This is a genomic window from Amycolatopsis sp. NPDC039088 (assembly GCF_055598845.1).
Genome location: NZ_JBVKAE010000060.1, coordinates 1 through 20,304, shown reverse-complemented (window position 1 = coordinate 20,304; position 20,304 = coordinate 1). Strand labels below are relative to the sequence as shown.

15 protein-coding genes are annotated in these 20,304 nt (G+C 69.5%); 10 read left to right on the top strand and 5 right to left on the bottom strand.

Translation table 11 applies throughout. The annotated features are described in order from the left end of the window. Positions 1-39 precede the first annotated feature (39 nt). A complete protein-coding gene (locus tag ACZ7KI_RS40980; protein ID WP_470278391.1) occupies positions 40-1,728 on the bottom strand; it encodes an EAL domain-containing protein in 1,689 nt (562 codons plus the stop codon). Positions 1,729-1,800: 72 nt separating this feature from the next. Next, on the bottom strand, positions 1,801-2,937 hold the full coding sequence (locus ACZ7KI_RS40975; protein ID WP_470278390.1) for a lycopene cyclase family protein: 1,137 nt from the start codon (positions 2,935-2,937) through the stop codon (positions 1,801-1,803). Between the two features lie 82 nt (positions 2,938-3,019). Here ACZ7KI_RS40975 and ACZ7KI_RS40970 point away from each other — a divergent pair, with 82 nt between their 5' ends. The 5 genes from ACZ7KI_RS40970 (at position 3,020) to ACZ7KI_RS40950 (ending at position 10,911) form a co-directional block, all read left to right on the top strand. Further along, positions 3,020-4,582: a deoxyguanosinetriphosphate triphosphohydrolase family protein gene (locus tag ACZ7KI_RS40970; RefSeq protein WP_470278388.1), complete on the top strand. Its 1,563-nt coding sequence runs from the start codon at positions 3,020-3,022 to the stop codon at positions 4,580-4,582. 188 nt (positions 4,583-4,770) lie between these two features. Next, positions 4,771-7,656: a S8 family serine peptidase gene (locus tag ACZ7KI_RS40965; protein WP_470278406.1), complete on the top strand. Its 2,886-nt coding sequence runs from the start codon at positions 4,771-4,773 to the stop codon at positions 7,654-7,656. Between the two features lie 428 nt (positions 7,657-8,084). Then, on the top strand, positions 8,085-8,753 hold the full coding sequence (locus ACZ7KI_RS40960) for an acVLRF1 family peptidyl-tRNA hydrolase (protein ID WP_470278387.1): 669 nt from the start codon (positions 8,085-8,087) through the stop codon (positions 8,751-8,753). Positions 8,754-8,894: 141 nt separating this feature from the next. Next, entirely contained in the window at positions 8,895-10,523 is a 1,629-nt protein-coding gene (locus tag ACZ7KI_RS40955; RefSeq protein WP_470278386.1) for an ABC-F family ATP-binding cassette domain-containing protein, read from the top strand. A 178-nt stretch (positions 10,524-10,701) separates the two neighbouring features. Then, the gene (locus tag ACZ7KI_RS40950) at positions 10,702-10,911 is read left to right on the top strand and encodes a helix-turn-helix domain-containing protein (RefSeq protein WP_003071237.1); all 210 of its coding nucleotides are present in this window, start codon (positions 10,702-10,704) and stop codon (positions 10,909-10,911) included. Here ACZ7KI_RS40950 and ACZ7KI_RS40945 read toward each other — a convergent pair whose 3' ends face one another. Then, positions 10,912-12,213, bottom strand: a complete 1,302-nt coding sequence (locus tag ACZ7KI_RS40945; RefSeq protein ID WP_470278385.1) for a glycosyltransferase 87 family protein — start codon at positions 12,211-12,213, stop codon at positions 10,912-10,914. Between the two features lie 148 nt (positions 12,214-12,361). On the opposite strand from ACZ7KI_RS40945, the gene ACZ7KI_RS40940 reads away from it, so the two are divergent. Continuing rightward, positions 12,362-14,227, top strand: a complete 1,866-nt coding sequence (locus ACZ7KI_RS40940) for an ABC transporter ATP-binding protein (RefSeq protein ID WP_470278384.1) — start codon at positions 12,362-12,364, stop codon at positions 14,225-14,227. Between the two features lie 567 nt (positions 14,228-14,794). Here ACZ7KI_RS40940 and ACZ7KI_RS40935 read toward each other — a convergent pair. Continuing rightward, a complete protein-coding gene (locus ACZ7KI_RS40935; protein ID WP_470278383.1) occupies positions 14,795-15,217 on the bottom strand; it encodes a YkvA family protein in 423 nt (140 codons plus the stop codon). A gap of 42 nt (positions 15,218-15,259) precedes the next feature. After that, positions 15,260-15,988: a sugar isomerase domain-containing protein gene (locus tag ACZ7KI_RS40930; RefSeq protein ID WP_470278382.1), complete on the bottom strand. Its 729-nt coding sequence runs from the start codon at positions 15,986-15,988 to the stop codon at positions 15,260-15,262. A 130-nt stretch (positions 15,989-16,118) separates the two neighbouring features. Here ACZ7KI_RS40930 and ACZ7KI_RS40925 point away from each other — a divergent pair, with 130 nt between their 5' ends. From ACZ7KI_RS40925 to ACZ7KI_RS40910, 4 genes are all read left to right on the top strand, one after another. Further along, positions 16,119-16,814, top strand: a complete 696-nt coding sequence (locus ACZ7KI_RS40925) for an alpha/beta hydrolase (protein ID WP_470278381.1) — start codon at positions 16,119-16,121, stop codon at positions 16,812-16,814. 21 nt (positions 16,815-16,835) lie between these two features. Next, positions 16,836-18,098, top strand: a complete 1,263-nt coding sequence (locus ACZ7KI_RS40920; protein ID WP_470278380.1) for a class I SAM-dependent methyltransferase — start codon at positions 16,836-16,838, stop codon at positions 18,096-18,098. A gap of 93 nt (positions 18,099-18,191) precedes the next feature. After that, a complete protein-coding gene (locus ACZ7KI_RS40915) occupies positions 18,192-19,391 on the top strand; it encodes an LCP family protein (RefSeq protein WP_470278379.1) in 1,200 nt (399 codons plus the stop codon). 51 nt (positions 19,392-19,442) lie between these two features. Next, positions 19,443-19,973 (top strand): GNAT family N-acetyltransferase, encoded by a 531-nt coding sequence (locus tag ACZ7KI_RS40910; RefSeq protein ID WP_470278378.1) that lies wholly within the window; start codon positions 19,443-19,445, stop codon positions 19,971-19,973. Positions 19,974-20,304: the final 331 nt, after the last annotated feature.

Sequence of the window (20,304 nt, the reverse complement as noted above, 5' to 3'; positions counted from 1 at the left end):
GATGTCAACTACCGCATTCAGAGGACGAAATGCATGGGGTCAGAAGCCCGCGGCGGCGCGTTGGGAAGGCAGTCCTCCCCGGGTCGTGATCCCGCGCAGCACCTCGACGCGGTCCGAACCCGGGCGGCCGAGCACCCAGCTGGACCCGGGCACCTCCTTGGCGCGCTTCTTCAACGGCGCCAGCAGCCGGGAAGCGTCCTTGTAGGACCTGATCGCGCCGTTACCGCACACCAGGGTCGCGAGCGACACCGTCACCGGCATCTCGTCGGCCGACCACGGCGTGTCCAGCAGCGCGGCGGCGACCGTGCCGATCTCGTCGACGTCGCAGGCGATCAGGAAATCGTCCCCGCCGACGTGGCTGACGCGCATCCGCCGCAGCCGCGACTCGAGGTCGGTGAGCGTCCGGCCGAGGGTGCGGATCAGGTCGTCGCCCGCGGCGAACCCGGCGGTGTCGTTCACCGTCTTGAACGAGTCGACGTCCAGCCAGGCCGCGACGAACGGCTCGCGCGCGTTGATCCGGCGGTCGACGTCCCTGGCGACGGCGTCGCTGCCGGGCAGCCGGGTCAGCGGGCTCAGCGACACGGCCTCCTCGACCTTCGCCTCCGCCACCCCGCGGACGACCTCGGTCACCTGCACCATGCCGAGGCAGCGGCCGCGGTCGTCGACCACCACGACGTCGTCGCCGGTACGGCTCCAGTCCGCGTCGGTGACCAGTTCGAGGAATTCGAGCGCGCTCGCGTCCACGTGGATGGTGTGCGGCGCGTCGGCGAGCCGCGAGGCAGGCCGCTTGGCGTGCAGGGCGTGGCCGTACATCCCGGTCACCGAGACCAGGAACCGCGTCCGGTCGACCGACCACTGTGGACGGTGCCGGTCGTCGATGCCGACGACGCCGCTCGGCCCGTCGGCCGCGGCCAGCACCTCGCGTACGTCGTCGCAGGTGGCGTCCTCGGGCAGGGTGGTCGCGGGCCGCAGGAAGTCGCCGACGCGGCGGGCGCGGGCGGTGCCGGGGATGAACGGGCCCGGCGCGTCCGGGGCGGGCAGCGGCGCGTGGTTGCCGTCCGGCGGCGCGAGCAGGTTGCCCTGCGCGATCCGCACGCCGAGCTTCCGCGCGGACTCCAGCTGCTCGGTGGTTTCGAGCCCGGTGGCGACCAGCCGGTTGTCGGTGCGCGACGCGAAGTGCAGCACCGCCTCGACCACCGCGACGGCGGCCGGGTCGTGCGGCAGGCCCCGGAGCACGGTGCGGTCCAGTTTCACCAGGTCGATCGGCGCGGAGGCGAGCAGTGTGAGCGGCAGATCGCCGCGGCCGAGGCCGTCGAGCGCCAGCCGGAAGCCGAGGTCGGTGAGCCGTCGCATCCCGGCGAGCAGTTGATCGGCCGGGACCAGAGAGAACGGCGGCCCGATCTCCAGCACGACGTCCCTGGCCCGGCGGCCTGCCAGACTGAGCGCGTCGGTGAGCGGGTCGAACTCCGGCGGCGGCGCGGCCACCGTCCTGGCGGACAGGTTCAGATGCAGGGGGAGGGTGTTCTGCGGGTCTTTCTGCTGGCGCACGGCCTCGGCGGCCAGGCCGATGTCGACCTCGGCCAGCTTGCCGCTGCGCCGCGCGTCGGCGAGCAGTTCGTGCGCGGTGCCGCGTCCCGGCCGCGCCAGTGCTTCGAACGCGACGACGCCACCGGTGTGCAGGCTGTACAACGGCTGGTAAGCGAAGCGGACCGCGATCTGCAACGTCACAATCGCATATTCGCCGGTGCTGGTCCGAAACGAAACACGTGTCGACTGATGTTCATCGGGAAGGCACCCGGGTTACCTAGAACGGAGCAATCCCCGGGGTCCATGCCACCCGATCAGGTGTTTTCTCACTGACCATGGCGCCATCCGGAAAAGTGCCGTCATCGCTTCGGCGGTATCTGGCAGGTCTTCGCGACCCGAGGTGAAGGCTCGCTGAAGCTCGACGGGAAGCGAGAAGAACAGCTCGAAGAACACCGGGAGCAGCTCGGACGGCATTCCGCACAGGCTGCGCAGGCCGTGCTGCCGCAGCCGGTGGACGGTTCGGGCGGAGGACGGCCAGAGCACCCGGTGAGCGGCCGACGCGGCTTCGGCGGGCCCTCGCTCCCACGCACGGGCGACGGCGTCGGCGACCGGATCCGCGAGCCGCACCGAGGTCGCGACGCTGTAGCCGGTCGCCGGATGCACCAGTCCGCCTGCCGCGCCGAACGGCACCGTCCGGCCGCGCCGGGGTACGGGCGCGTCGAGCACGATCCGGACGCGTTCCTCGCCCCCGCGTGAGGTCAGCCCGACGGCCGCCAGGCGGGTTCGCAGCCGTGCTGCCAGCAGCTCCAACGGCAGACCGGGTTTGCGGGCCAGCGAGGTCTCCTCGACCAGGACGGTGCCGTCGCCGAGTGGCAGCACGTACAGGAAGCCGGACTCGGTCTTCCGCCAGTCCATGAACACGGCCGTCTCGGGGCTGTCCACCAGCCGTAGTGCCTCCTCGGCTGGCAGGACCGCGCCGAACGCCGTCTGTTCGTACCGGTTTCCCCGGAGCCGGGCGCCGGTGGCGTCGAAGTACAGACCGGCCGCGAGGACCCGGCCGTCCTCCAGCCGCACCGACGAGCCCTGCTTGCCGTGGTCCACACCGGACACCGTCGCCCGGACGACGTCGTAGCCGCCGGTCAGCCACGTGCGCAGGCCGGCGTTGTCCAGCACGAGGTACTGGCGTTCGAGGACATGCGGTCCGGTGCCGAAGGCGAGCGTCGTCGAAGGCGCGCAGGCGACGACGCTGTCGGGCAGAGATGGCAGTTCGTCGGCCCACAGCCCGTAGGTCGCCCGCCAGCGCTTCTCCGGCGCGGGGTCGATCAGGACCGTCGCCAGGCCGCGTCGCGCGCAGGCACGCGCCAGCGCGCGCCCCGCCGGGCCGCCGCCCGCGATCACCATGTCCGCCACCTGGGCAGTGTGCCAAAGCGCGCTCTCGGATTTCCGTCCGTAGGTAACTCATCATGCCGCCGGGACGGATACGGTGTGACGCATGGAACAGACGGATCCGAGGACGTGGCGGCGCGAACCCGAGAGCGCGAGCGCCGGGTTCAGCGATCTCGCCACGAGTCCGTTCCGGATCGACAGGGACCGCATCGCGGCGTCACCGTTCTTCGCCCGGCTCGGCGGGGTGACCCAGGTGGTCAGCGCCGGGGGTGCCGGGCTGCTGCACAACCGGCTCACGCACAGCCTCAAGGTCGCGCAGGTCGCCAGGGCGATCGCCGAGCGGATCAACTCCACCAGCGACTCCGCCGAGCTCGCCGCGAAACTGGGCGGCTGTGACCCGGACGTCGCCGAGGCCGCCGCGCTCGCGCACGATCTGGGGCATCCGCCGTTCGGTCATCTCGGCGAGCAGACCCTGGACCGCATCGCCCGGCACCGGTTCGGCCTCGCCGACGGGTTCGAGGGCAACGCGCAGTCGTTCCGGATCATCACCACGACCGACGTCCGCGGGCCGTCCGCTTCCGGGCTCGACCTCACCACGGCCGTGCGCGCCGCGGTGCTGAAGTACCCGTGGGCGCGGCTGCACGTGCCCGATCCGCATCCGACGTCGATGGCGGTCCAGCCGCGTGGTGCGGCCGAACCGGCCGACGCCCCGGGCACCGGCGCGAGCAAGTTCTCCGCCTACAGCACCGAACTCGACGACTTCGCCCAGGCGCGGGCACCGTTCGACGGCCGGATCGAACCCTGGCAGCAGACCGTCGAAGCGTCCGTGATGGACACCGCCGACGACATCGCCTACGCCATCCACGACCTGCAGGACTTTCACCGGATCGGGGTACTGCAGCACGCCCCGGTCGCCGCCGAGTTCACCGGCTGGGTCGACCACGCGCTCGACCTTGCCGGGCTGGACGACGCGACACTGACCGCCGAACGGCGGCTGCCCGGCCGTTCGCTGGAACGGCTGCGCCGCCGGATGCACGCCAAAGACGGCTGGGTCGTCGACGATGACGCCTTCACCAGCGCCGTCGCCCGTGTCCGCGCCGAACTCGTCGACGATCTGCTCGCCACCGGATTCGACGGTTCCATCGAGGCCGAGCAGGCCACCGCCGCCTTCTCCGCGAAATGGACCGCGCGGCTCGTCGACGGTGTCCAGGTGGTGCCGTCGCCCTCGACCAGGACAGGGCATCTCACGCTGCGGCCCGCCCAGTGGCACGAGGTGCAGGTGCTCAAGTTCGTGCACCGCCGGTTCGTGCTGCTGCGTCCCGAACTGGCGCTGCACCAACGCGGACAGGCGAGCCTGGTGACCACGCTGGTCGACGCGCTCGACGCGTGGCTGCTCGACCGCGACGAGTTCTACCGGCTGCCGCGACGGCTGCACGATCTGGTGGAACTGGCGCAGTCGGAGTTCTCCGCGCTCGCGCGGACGTCGCCGGAGCTGCTCATCGGGGCGACCGGGGAACCGGTCACCGGTGCGGACGCCCTACGCGGGCTGGCGCGCGGGCGCGCGGTGGTCGACTTCGTGGCCTCGTTGACCGACAAGCAGGCGGTGACGCTGTTGGACGGCTTGTCCGGTCGCGCTTCGCAGCCTTGGTCGGACTCGTTCGTGCTGTGAATCTTCTCGGCGCATTACGCTGAACGCCTTCGCGAAGTCACTCGAACGGCTCCTGCCGCCGGTGCACGCCCGGTACTTAGCTTGATCCAGCCGGTGATCGCCGGCGTCGGTCAGCGTGAGTCGGGGCACGCGCCTAGGAATCGGAGGCGCATGTGCGTCCAACCCGTTCTAACAGGAGAAGAAGAACGATCCTGACCGCGGGCACCGCGGCCCTCGTCACCGCGCTCGGTCTGGTCGGCCCGCCCGGCGCGGCGGCGGAAACCGGGCAGTCCCCGGACGCGTTCTCGGAGAACACCGTCCGGCAGATCGAGGCCCTGCAGTCGATCAAGAAGAGTCAGAACGCCGGTGAGTCCAAAGTGGACAGCCGGTTGCTCGTCGAACAGAAACTCCGCGCGCAGCGGATGTCGGCCTCCGCGGTTCCCGCACTGGGGTCTGGGGCGAATGTCTCCGCGGCCGGCACCGTACTCGTGGACATCCGCGGCCAGGTCTCGGACGAACTCCTCAAGAGCCTGCGTGAATCCGGTGCGGGGATTCGCGCGGTCTCGGCCCGCTACGGCAGCGTCCGCGCCGAGGTTCCGCTGAACGCGGTCCCCGCGATCGCCGGCCGTGCCGACGTCAAGAAGGTCGAAACCGCCAACGAGGCGTTCACCGCCCGCGAGCTCGCCGAGCCCGCCGGTCAGCAGGCCAAGCAGGAGAGCAAGGAAGAGAAGGCCGCCCGGATCGAGGGTGAGCTGAAGAAGGCCATCGAGGCCAAGGGGCAGGTGGGCATCGCCGCCGGGCCGGTCACCAGCGAAGGCGACCGCGCGCACAACGCCGACACCGCGCGCCAGCAGTTCGGCGTCACCGGCGTCGGCACCAAGATCTGCGCGTTGTCCGACGGCGTCAACTCGCTCGCGGTTTCGCAAGCACGCGGCGAACTCCCGGCGGGCGTCGACGTCATCCCCGGCCAGGAGGGTGACGGTGACGAGGGCACCGCGATGCTCGAGATCATCCACGACGTCGCGCCGAACGCGTCGCTCGGTTTCGCCAGCGCGTTCAACTCCGACGCCAGTTTCGCCGACAACATCCGCAAACTGCGGTTCGACGCGGGCTGCGACGTCATCGTCGACGACGTCCTGTACTTCAAGGAATCGCCGTTCCAGGACTGGATCATCGCCCAGGCCGTGAACGACGTGACCGCGGACGGCGCGCTCTACTTCTCCTCGGCCGGTAACGAGGGCAACGTCGCCGACGGTACCTCGGGCCACTGGGAAGGCGACTTCGTCGATTCCGGCAAGAGTGTCGGCAAGTACGCCGGTACCGCGCACAACTTCGCCGGTGCCGCGGGCAACCAGATCTTCGAGCCGATCTCGAACGCCTCCTCGGCGCGCGTGCCGGTCACGCTGTTCTGGTCGGATCCGCTGGGCGCCTCGAACAACGACTACGACCTCTACCTGCTGAACGCGGCGGGCAACGTCGTGGACTTCAGCCAGGACAACCAGACCGGCACCCAGGACGCCTACGAGCGCGTGGACACCCCCGCGGCCGGTGGCACCGGGTTGCGATTGGCGATCGTCAAGTTCTCCGGTGAAGGCCGCTATCTGTCGCTTTCCGCGCTGCGCGGCCGGTTCTCCGATTCGGCCGACGGACTCAAGGCCTACACCAGCCCCGGCGTGACCGTCGGGCACTCGGCCGCGCGGGCCGCGTTCAGCGTCGCGGCGGCCCCGGCGGCCAAGGCGTTCCCGCGAGCACTCGAACCGGGCGACCCGGCCAACCCGGCGGGCCCGTTCCCCGGTGCCTTCGGCGCGACCACCAAGGTCGAACGGTTCACTTCGGACGGTCCGCGGCGGATGTTCTACCAGGCCGACGGCACGCCGATCACCCCGGGAAACGTGTCCGGGACCGGGGGTGAGGTCCGCGCCAAACCGGACATCACCGCGGCCGACGGCGTCTCCACCAGCGTCTCCGGCTTCACCACGTTCTACGGTACGTCGGCCGCCGCGCCGCACGCCGCCGCGATCGCGGGCCTGGTGCTCTCGGGCAACCCGGGGCTGCCCCCGGCCGAGGTGCGCGAGGCGCTCGTCAACACCGCCGTCGACATCCTGACCCCGGGTCGCGACAACTCCAGCGGCGCCGGCGTCATCCTCGCCGACAAGGTCCTCGCCTACACCGGCGCCAGCCCGCAGCCGTTCGCGACCGCGGGCCAGCCGACGGTCACTCCGGCCGACGGTGGTTCCGCACTCGACCCCGGTGACACCGCCAAGGTGACCCTGCCGGTGACCAACCGGGGCGACGGCACCGCGACGTCGACCAGCGTGGTGCTCACCAGCCCGACCCCGGGTGTCACGGTGGCGCCGCGGTCGAAGTCGTACGGCACGATCAGCCCCGGGCAGACCGGCGTCAACGACTTCACCATCACCGTCCCCGCCACGCAGGAACTCGGGGTGCCGGTGGTGCTGAACGCGCGGGTGACCTTCGCGGGTTCGTTCTCGCCGACCACGTCGACGTTCTCGCTGCCGGTCGGCACCCCGTCGCCGGTGGCGCGGAACTTCGCCTACGCCGGACCCGCGGTGGCGATCCCGGACAGCGACCCGACCGGCGTGACCGTGCCGATCGCGGTGAGCGGTGTCGGGCGCGCTTCGAAGGTGACGTTCTCGGTGGACGGGACCACGTGCAGCACCGACGACAAGTCGGAGACGGTGGGCATCAACCACTCCTACGTCGGTGACCTGGTCGGCACGCTGACCTCGCCGTCAGGCGCGAAGGCGACGCTGTTCCAGCGCAACGGCACTTCGGGCAACAACCTGTGCCAGGTCGTCTTCGCCGACAACGCGGCCACGCCGTTCAGCGCGGTGACGTCGTCGAATGCCCCGTTCACCGGGACCCACCGGCCGCTGCAGGCCGTCGGCGGCCTGATCTCCGGTGCGGCCGCCGACGGCACCTGGACGTTCACCGCGATGGACGTCGCCGGTGGCGACACCGGTTCGGTCCGCTCGGTTTCCTTGCACATCAACGGTTTCGTTCAGTCCAGTGCGGCTGAGCGGCCCGCGGGCGTCGGCAAATCCGTCGGCCGCGGCCCGGTGAAGCCGGTCTAGCTCCTGGATGCGCGTGAAGGCCCCCTTCACTGCGCTAGACGCCAATGCCAGGAACTTAAGCGACGGTTCCTGAGGCTCTCCAACTGTCCATAAAGGATTCATCGAGAGCCGATTCGTCCGATTGATCACACTTTGCCCGTGTTATCAAGTCCGTGAAGGCCTCCTTGAGGGACTCTGAGTCCCTCAAGGAGGCCTTCACGGACCATCGACACCATCGACCTTCGTGGGCGAACAGTCGCTGCCCGAACGGACGGTACGTACTGGAGCCGGGCTACCCGACCTGGGCGAACATGTCCGACACGCGACCGCCCCGCCGGCCTTAAGCTCCTGGCATTGCGGCTAAGTCGAGGGAAGGGGGCCTTCACGCGCGTCGGGTCCGCGTGTCGTCCGTCCAGGCACGACCCAGCCGGGACCCGTACCTTGAGCACATGGCGAAGGAGCGGCAGGTGGCGGGCGGTGGCCGGGCGGTCGAGGTCGCCCCGGACCGCCTCGAAGGCTGGTACGACCGCTTCGCCGTCCGCAACGACGGCATCCGGTCGACGGAGATCACGCCGGACACCGTCACGGTCACCGCGGACAACGGCGTCGTCGCCGTCGCGACCATCCCCTTCGGACCCCTGAACGCCGAAGGAACGGTGGCCGGTCTCGCCGTCGGGCCGCTCATCGAGCACGCGCTGATCCCGCGAACGATCGCGCTCCTGCTGGTGCGTCGCGGCGGGCACAGCGTCGGGATCGCGCGCGGGGGAGTGATCGTCCGGTCCAGGACCGACCGGCACCTCGTCCAAGGCCGGTCCGCGGCCGGCGGCTGGTCGCAACAGCGTTTCGCCCGGCGCCGGGAAGGGCAGGCGCGCACCGCGCTCCGCTCCGCCGCCGAGGACGCGTTCGACGTGCTCGTGCCGCGACTGTCCGAAGTGGACGCCGTCGTGCTCGGAGGTGACGGCCGGGCACTGGAAACACTGCGCGAGGACCGCCGGTTGGCGCCGTTGTTCGACCGCGCGGAGCCGCGCGTGCTCGACATCGCCGAACCGCGGCGCGCGGTACTCGACGCCGCCGCCGAACGCGCCATCGCGGTGCAGGTCACCCTGCACGACGCGTGACATCGGGCACGGTCCGATAAAACCGCTCGACACCGGCCCGTACACTGATCGCGTGGACATCCTCTTGGAGTAGCTCCTCGCCGGCCGTCGGCCGGCGAGTCGAAGCTGTCCGCTCATCCACCCCTTTTACCGGGAGTTCCCGTGATCACGGCCTCTGGCCTGCAGCTGCGCGCTGGTTCGCGCATCCTGCTCGACGACACCAACGTCCGCATCCAGCAGGGTGACCGTATCGGCCTGGTCGGCCGCAACGGCGCCGGCAAGACCACCTCGCTCAAGGTGCTGGCCGGCGAGGGCGAGCCGTACGCGGGCGAGGTCCGCCGCAGCGGCGAGCTCGGCTACCTGCCGCAGGATCCGCGCGAGGGCGACCTGTCCGTCACCGCGAAGGATCGCGTGCTCTCCGCGCGCGGACTCGACGCCTTGCTGCGCAACATGGAAAAGGCGCAGACCGCGATGTCGGAGCTGGCGGACGACAAGGAACGCGACAAGGCGGTGAACCGCTACAGCCGTCTCGAAGAGCGGTTCGCCTCCCTCGGTGGCTACGCCGCCGAAAGCGAAGCGGCACGGATCTGCTCCAACCTCGGTCTCGCCGACCGCGTGCTGGAGCAGACGCTGCAGACGCTCTCCGGCGGTCAGCGCCGCCGCGTGGAGCTGGCCCGGATCCTGTTCGCCGCCGCCGAGGCGGGCGCCGGCGGCAAATCCGAGACCATCCTGCTGCTCGACGAGCCCACCAACCACCTCGACGCCGACTCCATCAACTGGCTGCGCGGGTTCCTGAAGCAGCACGACGGCGGTCTCGTGGTGATCAGCCACGATGTCGAACTGCTCGCCGACGTGGTCAACAAGGTGTGGTTCCTCGACGCGACCCGCGGCGAGCTCGACCTGTACAACATGGGCTGGCAGCGCTATCTCGACGCGCGCGCCACCGACGAGAAGCGCCGCCGCCGCGAGCGCGCCAACGCCGAGAAGAAGGCGTCCGCGCTGCAGCAGCAGGCCGCGAAACTCGGTGCCAAGGCGACGAAGGCGGTGGCCGCCAAGAACATGGCGCGCCGCGCCGAGCAGATGCTCGCCTCGCTCGACGAGACCCGCCAGGCCGACAAGGTCGCCCGGATCAAGTTCCCGGAGCCCGCCCCGTGCGGCCGGACCCCGCTCACCGCGGAGGGGCTCTCGAAGTCCTACGGTTCGCTCGAGATCTTCACCGGCGTCGACCTCGCCATCGATCGCGGTTCGAAGGTCGTCGTACTCGGATTGAACGGTGCCGGAAAGACGACTTTGCTCCGGCTGCTCGGCGGAATGGAAACTCCGGATACCGGTGAGACCATTCCGGGTCACGGATTGCGTTTGGGCTATTACGCACAGGAACACGAAACGCTCGACCATGATGCGTCCGTGTGGGAAAATATCCGGCGACTCGCGCCGGGTACGGGCGCACAGGAGTTGCGTAACCTCCTCGGCTCGTTCCTGTTCACCGGTGAGCAACTCGATCAGCCCGCCGGCACGCTCTCCGGCGGCGAGAAGACGAGGCTCGCCCTGGCCGGTCTGGTGTCCAGCGCTGCCAACGTTTTGCTGCTCGACGAGCCGACGAACAACCTGGACCCGGCCAGCCGTGCCCAGGTACTGGACGCGCTGCGCAGTTTCGCCGGGGCCGTCGTCCTGGTGACGCACGACCCGGGCGCGGTCGAGGCGCTGGAGCCGGAACGCGTGATCCTGCTGCCGGACGGAACCGAGGACCATTGGTCCGCCGATTATCTGGAACTTGTCCAGCTTGCGTGAGGCCTGCGTCCGTTCGGGTGCTTGATCGATGCCATCCGGCCACTGAAATGGCCCAATGTGATCGCGGTTTCAGCAGTTTTGCGCTCGTCGTCTGGCATTCCGGCGCTCAGTGTTCGATCATTGCGGCGACAGGGGTCGTAATGTGGCCCAGAACACTCTCGGCGGGAAGGCGATCGACGTGGCTGATCTCAAGAAAGGCGCGCGGATCACCGGCAACACGCGTGACAAGCTGGCCGCTGACCTGAAGAAGAAATACGAGAAGGGCTCGAGCATCCGCGCTCTCGCGGAGTCCACGGGTCGCTCGTACGGGTTCGTGCACCGGGTCCTCTCGGAGTCCGGCGTCCAGCTGCGCGGGCGTGGCGGTGCCACCAGGGTCAAGAAGAAGTAGTCACGAAGAAGTAGCGGACTGCTGCGCGGGGGGCGCAGTTCCCTTTCCCGGGACCGCTGTTTCGTCGGATTCGCCGCCGAGGAAGGCAAGCCTGGCACCGAGCAGGACCAGCGGATACACCAGGTAGCCGTACCTCGTCGCCGGAGTGAGCAGGATCAGCGCGCCGATCCCGACGGCGGTGCGCAGGAGTGCGTCCGAACCGGTCGCGGGAGGACGGCGGACCAGCCAGACCAGGATGGCGACGGCCGCGATCCCGAGCAAGGCGAAGGAAAACGCCGTGCCGACCGGGCCGAGTGAGGCGATGAGGTGACCGGGCAACGGGCTCGCCGCCGGTGACTTGATCACGCCCATTCCCAGCGGGAACCGGAAGACGTGCTCGACGAACGCCTTCGGGTCCACCAGATACACCGGCAAGTGCAGGACGAGTGTCGTCACCACGAGTGCCGCGGCGAATCCGCCCAGTGCGCGAGGACCACGCCGCGTGAGCAGCAGGACACCCAGCACGACCGCCGCGGGCGCGACGATGAGTTTCGCGCTGATCACCAAGGCCAGCACCAGACCCGACGCGAGCGCACGGCCCGTCGAGGCCAGCGCGAACGAGAGGATGAGCAGGCCGACGATGGCCAGATCCGGTCCGGCGACGGCCCAGGTCAGCGCGGTCAGCGGGCAGGCGAGCGCGAGTTGTGCGGCGCTCACCGGAACCTTCGGCCACTTCAACAGCCGCAACGTCAGCAGCACGCACGCGACGGCGGCCAGCGCGAACATCCAGCGCGCGTCGGTGAGGGCGTCGGCCACCGGTCCGCCGCCGAAGAGCGCGCGCGGCAGACCGAAGACGGTCATCACCGGACCGTAAGGGGTGTAATCGTTTACTTCCGCCGCCCGACCCAGCGCGGTCACGTCGACGTACGGGGTTCCGTTCTCCAGCAGGAGTTTCGCCGACCGTTCGATCACCCAGACCTCGGGCTGCGCCGCCCACGAGTTCGGCGTGATGAGCCAGTCCACTCCGGTCAGACGGCGAATGACGAGCATTCTCAACGGAAGGATCATCGCGAACAGACCGATCGCGCCGATACCGATCCACCGGGAACCGAGCGCGCCGGACGGCCGGACGCCGCGCCGGGCGGCGACCATCAGCCAACCGGTGTGGACCACGGCGAGTCCGTAACCTGCTACGGCGAAGTTCGCCCACACGCGATATCCGTAGAATTCCGCGACGGCCGTGTTCACCGCGGCGAAGATGAGGCAGCCCGTGTAGAAGACCAGGTCGATGGTCAGTCGTCGCCGGTCTGGGTCCTTGGTCACCGGCCCAGGCTACCGACGCGGCGGTGTCCGCCGGAAAGAGGACGAGGAAACCGGGAAGCATCCGGTGTACTTCGGTGTTGGTGCTGGTTATATCCGGAAAAAATCTCGACCAATATCGAGGTTTGCTGGGGGCGAGGAGAAGGATCTCATGGACAACACGTGGTCGCTGATGAACTCGGCGATGAAGTCGGCCGATGTTCCGAAGGGGCTGCACAAGGGGACACTCCGCCGCGTCGCGCGCTTCGCCAGGCCGCACTGGCGAAGGTTGCTGATATTCCTGGTGCTCACCGTCGTCTCGGCGGTGCTGGCGGTGAGCACGCCGGTGCTGGCCGGGAAGGTGGTCGACGCGATCGTCGGCGGGCACGACGTGTCGCTGGTGGTGTGGCTGGCCGCGGTGATCGCCGCGCTGGCGCTGATCGACGCCGGGCTCGGACTGGCGGAACGGGCGCAGTCGTCGAGGATCGGCGAGGGGATCATCCTCGATCTGCGGGTCGCGGTGTACCGGCACGTGCAGCGGATGCCGATCGCGTTCTTCACGCGCACCCGCACCGGCGCGCTGGTGAGCAGGCTCAACAACGACGTCATCGGCGCGCAGCGCACGTTCACCGCGACACTGTCCGGTTTGGTCACCAACGTGATCCAGCTGGCCCTGTCGCTGGTGGTCATGATGACCCTGTCCTGGCAGGTCACCCTGCTGGCGCTGGTGCTGCTGCCGGTGTTCATCCTGCCGACGCGGCGGCTCGGCAGGCGGATGGCCACGCTGCAGCGAGAGGCCGGGCAGCTCAACGCGTCGATGACCACGCAGATGACCGAACGGTTCTCCGCGCCCGGCGCGACGCTGGTGAAGCTCTTCGGCGATCCGGAGCGGGAAACGGGCGACTTCGGGGCGCGGGCCGGGCGGGTGCGCGACATCGGGGTGCGGACGGCGATGCTGACGCGCTGGTTCCTGACCAGCCTGACCACCGTCTCCGCGCTCGCGCAGGCTCTGGTCTACGGGCTGGGCGGCTACCTCGCGCTGACCGGCGCGCTCGCGCCGGGCACCGTCGTCGCGCTGGCGTTGCTGCTGACCAGGCTGTACTCGCCGCTCACCGCGCTGGCGAACGTCCGGGTGGACGTGATGACCGCGCTGGTGTCGTTCGAGCGGGTCTTCGAGGTGCTCGACCTCAAGCCGATGATCGAGGAGAAGCCCGCCCCGCGCGAGCTGCCGGAAGGCCCGGTCGCGGTCGAGTTCTCGGATGTCCGGTTCGGCTACCCCGCGGCGGACCGGTACTCGCTGGCGTCGCTGGAGGATGTGTCCACTTTGGATCACCGGGGTGGCGAGGAAGTTTTGCACGGCATCAGCTTCCGTGCCGAACCCGGGCAGATGGTGGCGCTGGTGGGTTCTTCCGGCGCGGGTAAGTCGACGATCGCCTCCCTGCTGCCGCGGCTCTACGACGTCGACGCGGGCTCGGTTCGTTTGTCCGATGTGGACGTTCGCGAGCTGAGTTTCGCTTCGCTGCGTGAAACCGTCGGAGTGGTGACCCAGGACGGGCACCTCTTCCACGAGTCGATCCGGGCGAACCTCGAATACGCCCGCCCCGGTGTCACCGACGCCGAGATCTGGTCGGCGCTGGACCGCGCGCGGCTGGCCGAGCTGATCCGGGAGCTGCCGGACGGGCTGGAGACCGTGGTGGGGGAGCGGGGCTACCGGCTTTCCGGCGGGGAACGCCAGCGGCTGACCATCGCCCGGCTCCTGCTGGCGCAGCCACGGGTCGTCGTCCTCGACGAGGCGACGGCGCATCTGGACTCGCAGTCGGAGGCGGCCGTCGGCGAGGCACTGACCGACGCGCTGGACGGGCGGACCGCGCTGGTGATCGCGCACCGGTTGTCGACGGTGCGGGCGGCGGACCAGATCCTGGTCGTCGAACACGGGGAGATCGTCGAGCGGGGAACGCACGAGGAACTGCTGGCGCGGGAAGGGCGCTACGCGTCGCTGTACCTGACGCAGTTCTCGGAGGAGCCCGCGGCCGCGTGACCGCCGGTGGGTCGTGCGTGGCGATTCGGGTTAGGGCCAGGTGGCCGCAGGGTCCGTGAAGGCCTCCTTGCCTGCCCTGAAGGTAGGGAAGGAGGCCTTCACGGACTACGCGATCGCCATCCGCGGCCTCAGCGACACCACCAGCCCCAGTAGTCACAGCGGCTGCGCGTGAAGGTCCTCTTCCCTCGGCTCAGCCGAGGAAACTCGACCTTCACACCTTCCCGAAGTACATGAAGGCCCCCTTCACTGCGCCTGGCGTCGCCAGGCGCCAGGGCCCCGGCAACGTCGCAGAGTTGCTGGTCGGCGCTGTTCTTGGTGGTCCGGATGTGGCATCGCCGGCGCCTGCAGGGTTCGAGTGTGGAGGATTCGGGACGTTCAACGTCCCGAATCCTCCACACTCAGGGGTGTACCGGGGGACACCCAACCCCCAATTCCTTCATCGTCGGCCTGCGCCATGACGAAGAGGCGCCCGACCTGCACGATGCCGACTTTGCCGGGACCCTGGCGCCTGGCGCAAGGAAGGGGGCTTTCATGTACTGCAGCGGGGCGAGCAGCCCAGCCCAGCGCTCACCGTGGCGGCCGGTCCAGACCCGTGAGCCGGACAACGGCCGCGAATCCGTCGTCCGTGCCCGGCCAGTGCGCGCGGACGACGTCCAGGCCGGCGCGGCGCACCACTCCGCGCAGCACGGCGGTGACGATGATGGCGTCGTCCGCGTAGCCCAGCACCGGGATGAAGTCCGGGATCAGGTCGAGTGGCAGGGCGAGGTAGGCGAGCAGCAGACCCAGCCGGATCCGCACCCCGCGCGGCAGGTTCTTGTCGGCGGCCAGCCGTCGCACGAGGCGCAGCACGTCCGGCAACAGCCGCAGCGCCTCCCTCAGCAAGCCACCACGGGGCCGGGCGATCGCCAGCACGACGATCAGCGCGAGCCACATCAGCAGCAGGGCGGCACCCACGCCGATCAGCAGGTCCCACCACCACGAGCCGGTCACGTCCGGTGATGGTACGGGTCTTCCAGGAGGGCGTGCGGTTTCCTACCGCAGCGCGGGGACCCGGGCGCCGTATTTGGCGAGCAGCGCGGCGTTGGCCTCGTCGCCACCGTCCACGTTGGAACTGCGCCACAGCGGGATGTCGACGCCCCGCTCCGCACCGAGGTCGACGACCTCGGCGAGGACGAGGTTCCACAGGAACGCGTTGATCACTGTGGACAGTGGCGCGGTCCGGGGCGCGTCCGGCGGATAGCTCGAGTCGCCGGGGCGGACGTGGGAGTCGAGCACGATGTTCGCTTCTTCGATCAGCGTCGTCGCCGCGCGCTTCGGCGCCGCGGCCACGGACGCGGCCGAACTCACCGCGATGACCGACGCCCCGCGCGCCCGTGCTCCGGCGGCCAGTTCGACCGGGTACGGGTTGACACCCGAGGTCGAGAACACCACCAGCAGGTCGTCGGGTCCCGGCGCCCGCTCGGCGAGCACCTCTTCGGCCAGCCCGGACCGGCGCTCGGTCTTGGTGCTGTACTGCGCGCCGTGCAGCGGCAGCAGGTCGGGGTGGTACACCGGATACACGCAGGCGAGCCCGCCCGCGCGGTAAAAGGTCTCGGCGACCGCGGCCAGCGAATGCCCGGCACCGGCGGTGAACACCAGCGCGTCGGCCCGGATGACCCCCAGTACCAGCTCCGCCGCTTGCCGGATCTGCGCCGCGTTACCCCGTTCGGCTTCCGCGAGCCGTTCGGAGACGTCTGCATAACGTTCGGTGGTGCTCACCACATCCGCCCTTCCGTCTGGAGGTCAGCGACGAATGTATCGCGTGGACCAATCGCCGAAGTGGAATACATCGGGTCATGATCGAGGTTGACCCGATCGCTGCGGCCGGGTTTCGGAGACTGGAGGGGCCAGGGTGAGCGAGGCTGAACCCGCGGTGCGGACTTTGCGGGCGCGTGGCCGGGTGAAGGCCGTGGTGCTGGTGCTGCACGGCGGCGCGGAGCACAGTCATGCCGGCGTGGCGTGGTGGCGGCTGGCGTATCAGCGGATGGTGCCGCTGGCGAAGGACGTCCACCGTGCCGTCCGGGAGCACGGCGTCGAAGTGCGTCTCCTGCGCAACCGGATCTACGGCTGGAACGACCAGGGCACCGACGCGCTCGCCGACGCGCGGTGGGCTTTGAAACAGATCCACGACGATCACCCTGGCGCGCCGGTGATCCTCGTCGGCCATTCGATGGGGGGACGGGTCGCGCTCCGCGTCGCGGACGACCCGGCCGTCATCGGCGTCTGCGGGCTGGCTCCGTGGACACCGCCGGGTGAACCCATCGGCGCCCTCGAAGGCCGTGCCGTGCTCATCGCGCACGGCACCAAGGACCGGATGACCGATCCGGTGGCCTCCCACGCTTTCGCGGAACGAGCCGAAAAGGTGACATCGCGGTCCGCGCGATTCGAAATCGGCGGTGAAGGGCACGCGATGCTACGACGATCCCGCGTCTGGAACCGTCTCGTACGGGCTTTCACCCTCGAGCTGATCGAAGCCGGGGGTACTGACGAAACGGTGAGCGGGGCTTGGGATCGGCCGAGCTCCGAACGGCTGCGGATCCCGGTCTAGGCCGGGTGGGAGGGAGTACCTATGTCCACGTCGAGCGTCGACCGGATGGCGGGTCCGTCCGGCCTGCCCGTACCCGACGAAACCCGGTGGCCGGGGCTGGCCACGCCACCGCATTCACCCTTTCGCGCGCGAATCGCCGAGCAGTTGTTCCGGCAGGCGGTGCGCCCGCTGAACGTCCGCGTGCGGATGCCCGACGGTTCCCACCTGGGTTCCGGTGGTCCGGACGCGCCCGAGATGCGGCTCAACCGCCCCGCTGCTTTCTTCCACCGCCTCGGTGTGGACGCGAAGATCGGCTTCGGCGAGGCCTACATGGTCGGCGACTGGACGACCGACGCGCTCGCGGAGGTGCTGACGCCGTTCGCGGAACGGATGGCGACCCTCGTCCCGCCGCTGCTGCAACGGTTCCGCCGGTTCGTCGACCGCGGCCATCCCGCGGCCGAGGAGAACACCATCGAAGGGTCGCGGGCGAACATCCACCGCCACTACGACCTGTCCAACGACCTGTTCGGCGCGTTCCTGGACCCGTCGATGATGTACTCGTCTGCGTTGTTCGGCCCGGATGACGACCTCACGGCCGCCCAGCACCGCAAGATCGACAGCGTCCTCGACTACGCCGGGGTCCGCGCGGGCAGCACGGTGCTCGAGATCGGCACCGGCTGGGGCGAACTCTCGATCCGGGCGGCCGCACGCGGCGCGCGGGTCACGTCACTGACCATTTCGGAGGAACAGGCCGCGCTGGCGACCGAACGGATCGCGGCGGCGGGTTTCGCCGACCGGGTCGACGTCCGGCTGTGCGACTACCGCGACTCCGGCGGCGAGTACGACGCCGTGGTCAGCGTGGAGATGATCGAGGCCGTCGGCGAGTCGTACTGGCCCACGTTCTTCGAGACCATCGGGAAGCGGTTGAAGCCGGGCGGCCGGCTCGGGCTTCAGGCCATCACCATGGACCACGAACGCATGCTCGCCGCGGCCCGGTCCTACACCTGGATGCACAAGTACATCTTCCCCGGCGGGCTCATCCCGTCGACCACCTCGGTCGAACAGGGCGTACTGGAGCACACCAGGCTGAAACTGCAGGGGGTGCGCGAGTTCGGCCAGGACTACGCCCACACGTTGCGACTGTGGCGGGAGAAATTCATCCAGCGGTGGGACGAAATCACCGAACTGGGCTTCGACGACGTCTTCAAACGGATGTGGGAGTTCTATCTGGCGTACTCCGAAGCGGGGTTCCGATCGGGGTATCTCAAGGTCCACCAGTTCGGCTTCGCCGACAACGGCCGGTGAACGCCACCCAACCGATGCGGGGTGCCGCACGTCCTTCACTTAGGGTCTGCGGTTGACTGGCCCTACACGCGAAATCGGGACGGGTGATTCGGCATGACGTATGGAGGCGACGACCGAGGGCGACGGATGCCGCCACAACGGCCGCCGTCCGGCCGCCCCCGGCAGCACCAGCCGGCGCAGATGATGCCGCTGCCGGGCCGGGGGAGCAGCCCGTACGACGAGCGGACGGCGCCGATGGGTTACCGGGGCGAGGAAGGCCCCGCCGGCCCGCCACCGCGCCGTCCGGGGCCTCCTCCCGGCCGCCCTGCCGACGGCGCCCGCCCGCCGCGCCGCCGTCGTCGCTGGGGCTTCGGCAAGGTGCTGCTCACCCTCCTGACCGTGTTCGTGGTGTTCCTCGCCGGCGTGTGGGTGTACCTGGAGTTCTCCATCAACCGCGTCGACGCGCTGGCCGACTACTCCGGCCGCCCCGTCGCGGCCGAAGGCACCAACTGGCTGATCGTGGGCTCCGACAGCCGGGACGGACTGACACCCGAGGAACAGGAAAAACTGGTCACCGGGGACAGCAAGGCCGCCGGTGGCGGCAAGCGGACCGACACCATCATGGTCGCCCACGTCCCGGACAACAGCACCAAGCCGACGCTGCTGAGTCTTCCGCGAGACTCGCAGGTCGCCATCCCGGGGCACGGTAAGAACAAGATCAACGCGGCGTTCTCGATCGGTGGCCCGGCATTGCTCGCGCAGACCGTCGAAGGCGCCACCGGCCTGCGTATCGACCACTACGCCGAGATCGGTTTCGGCGGGTTCGCGAAGATCGTCGACGCGATCGGCGGGGTCCACATGTGCGTCGAGAAGCCGATGGAAGACACCATGACCGGGATCAAGATCCCCGCGGGCTGCCAGGACCTCCAGGGGCCGCAGGCGCTCGGGTTCGTCCGCATGCGGCACAGTGAGGCGACCCCGCGCTCGGACCTCGACCGCGTCGCCAACCAGCGGAAGTTCATCGGCGCGCTGGTCAGCGAGATCGGCAGCCCCGGAACGCTGCTGAACCCGTTCTCACTGTTCCCGCTGCTGTCGGCCGCGCCGGACGCGCTGACGATGGACTCGGGCGACCACGTGCACAACCTGGTGGGACTGGCGCTGGCCATGCGCGGGATCTCCTCGGGCGGCGTGGTCACCACGACGGTGCCGGTGACCAGCGGCTCGGCGGAGAACTGGGACAAGACGAAGTCGAAGCTGCTGTTCGACGCGCTGAAGAACGACACGGTGATCCCGGACAGCGCGATTCTCACCTGACGCTGCCGAAAACCGGAGGCGCGCCGAGTCGTCGTCCGTCACCATGAGGCGATGGAAGCGCCCGCCGAAACCCTCGCCGACGACGTCATCGTGCTGCGCCGCTGGAAGCCGGAGCAGCTCGGCACCCTGGCGGCGGTCGCGGGGGATTCCGCCGAGCACCTCGGTGCCTGGATGATCTGGGCCGCCAACGGCTACGGCCATGAGGAGGCCGCCGAGTTCCTCGAAGCCAGCGCGCGGAACTGGGCCGAAGGTACGAACTACGACTTCGCGATCTTCGTCGACGGGGAACTCGCCGGCGGCACCGGCATGATCACCCGTCCGTACGGGATCGAGATCGGCTACTGGCTCAGCCGCCGCCACACCGGCCGGGGGCTCGCGACCAGGGTGGCTCGGCTGCTGACCGCCGAGGCCTTCCGCCTCGGCGCGCCGGAAGTCGAGATCCGGCACGACGAGAAGAACGTCGCGAGCGGCGCCGTGCCCGCGCGGCTGGGGTTCACGATGACCGGCTCCGAAGCCGCCGAACCGCCGCTCGCCGCCGCCTGCACGGGTGTCAATCGGGTCTGGCGGCTCAAGCGCGAGTAAGGCGGAGGGCGGCGGAAAGTCCGTGAAGGGCCAGAGCGGGTCAAGGCGAACGTGTCGTGGCGGGAGCGGGTTCACGCAAAGGGGCCTGGGGTCGTGAGTGATTTGGGTCGTTCTATTGAGAGGTAACCCAAACGTGGCGTGCCCCGGCGTGGGTCCGGACCGGCTGACGGCAGCGGGGACGGCGCCTGGTCTGTCCACAAAGGACTCTATTTGCAAGGTAAGTGTCCAACTTGGGCGGTATGCGTGGTTTCGCGAGCGGGTCGTGAGTGCGAAGTAGGGTTCTATTGAGGGGTAAGTCAAACGTGTCGTGTCGCGGGCTGTGGTCGCTGCT

Excerpts from the sequence above, each read along its gene's own strand:
- ACZ7KI_RS40970 (WP_470278388.1), top strand. The coding sequence starts at position 3,020 with ATGGAACAGACGGATCCGAGGACGTGGCGGCGCGAACCCGAGAGCGCG.
- ACZ7KI_RS40960 (WP_470278387.1), top strand. The coding sequence starts at position 8,085 with ATGGCGAAGGAGCGGCAGGTGGCGGGCGGTGGCCGGGCGGTCGAGGTC.
- ACZ7KI_RS40940 (WP_470278384.1), top strand. The coding sequence starts at position 12,362 with ATGGACAACACGTGGTCGCTGATGAACTCGGCGATGAAGTCGGCCGAT.
- ACZ7KI_RS40920 (WP_470278380.1), top strand. The coding sequence starts at position 16,836 with ATGTCCACGTCGAGCGTCGACCGGATGGCGGGTCCGTCCGGCCTGCCC.
- ACZ7KI_RS40915 (WP_470278379.1), top strand. The coding sequence starts at position 18,192 with ATGACGTATGGAGGCGACGACCGAGGGCGACGGATGCCGCCACAACGG.
- ACZ7KI_RS40910 (WP_470278378.1), top strand. The coding sequence starts at position 19,443 with ATGGAAGCGCCCGCCGAAACCCTCGCCGACGACGTCATCGTGCTGCGC.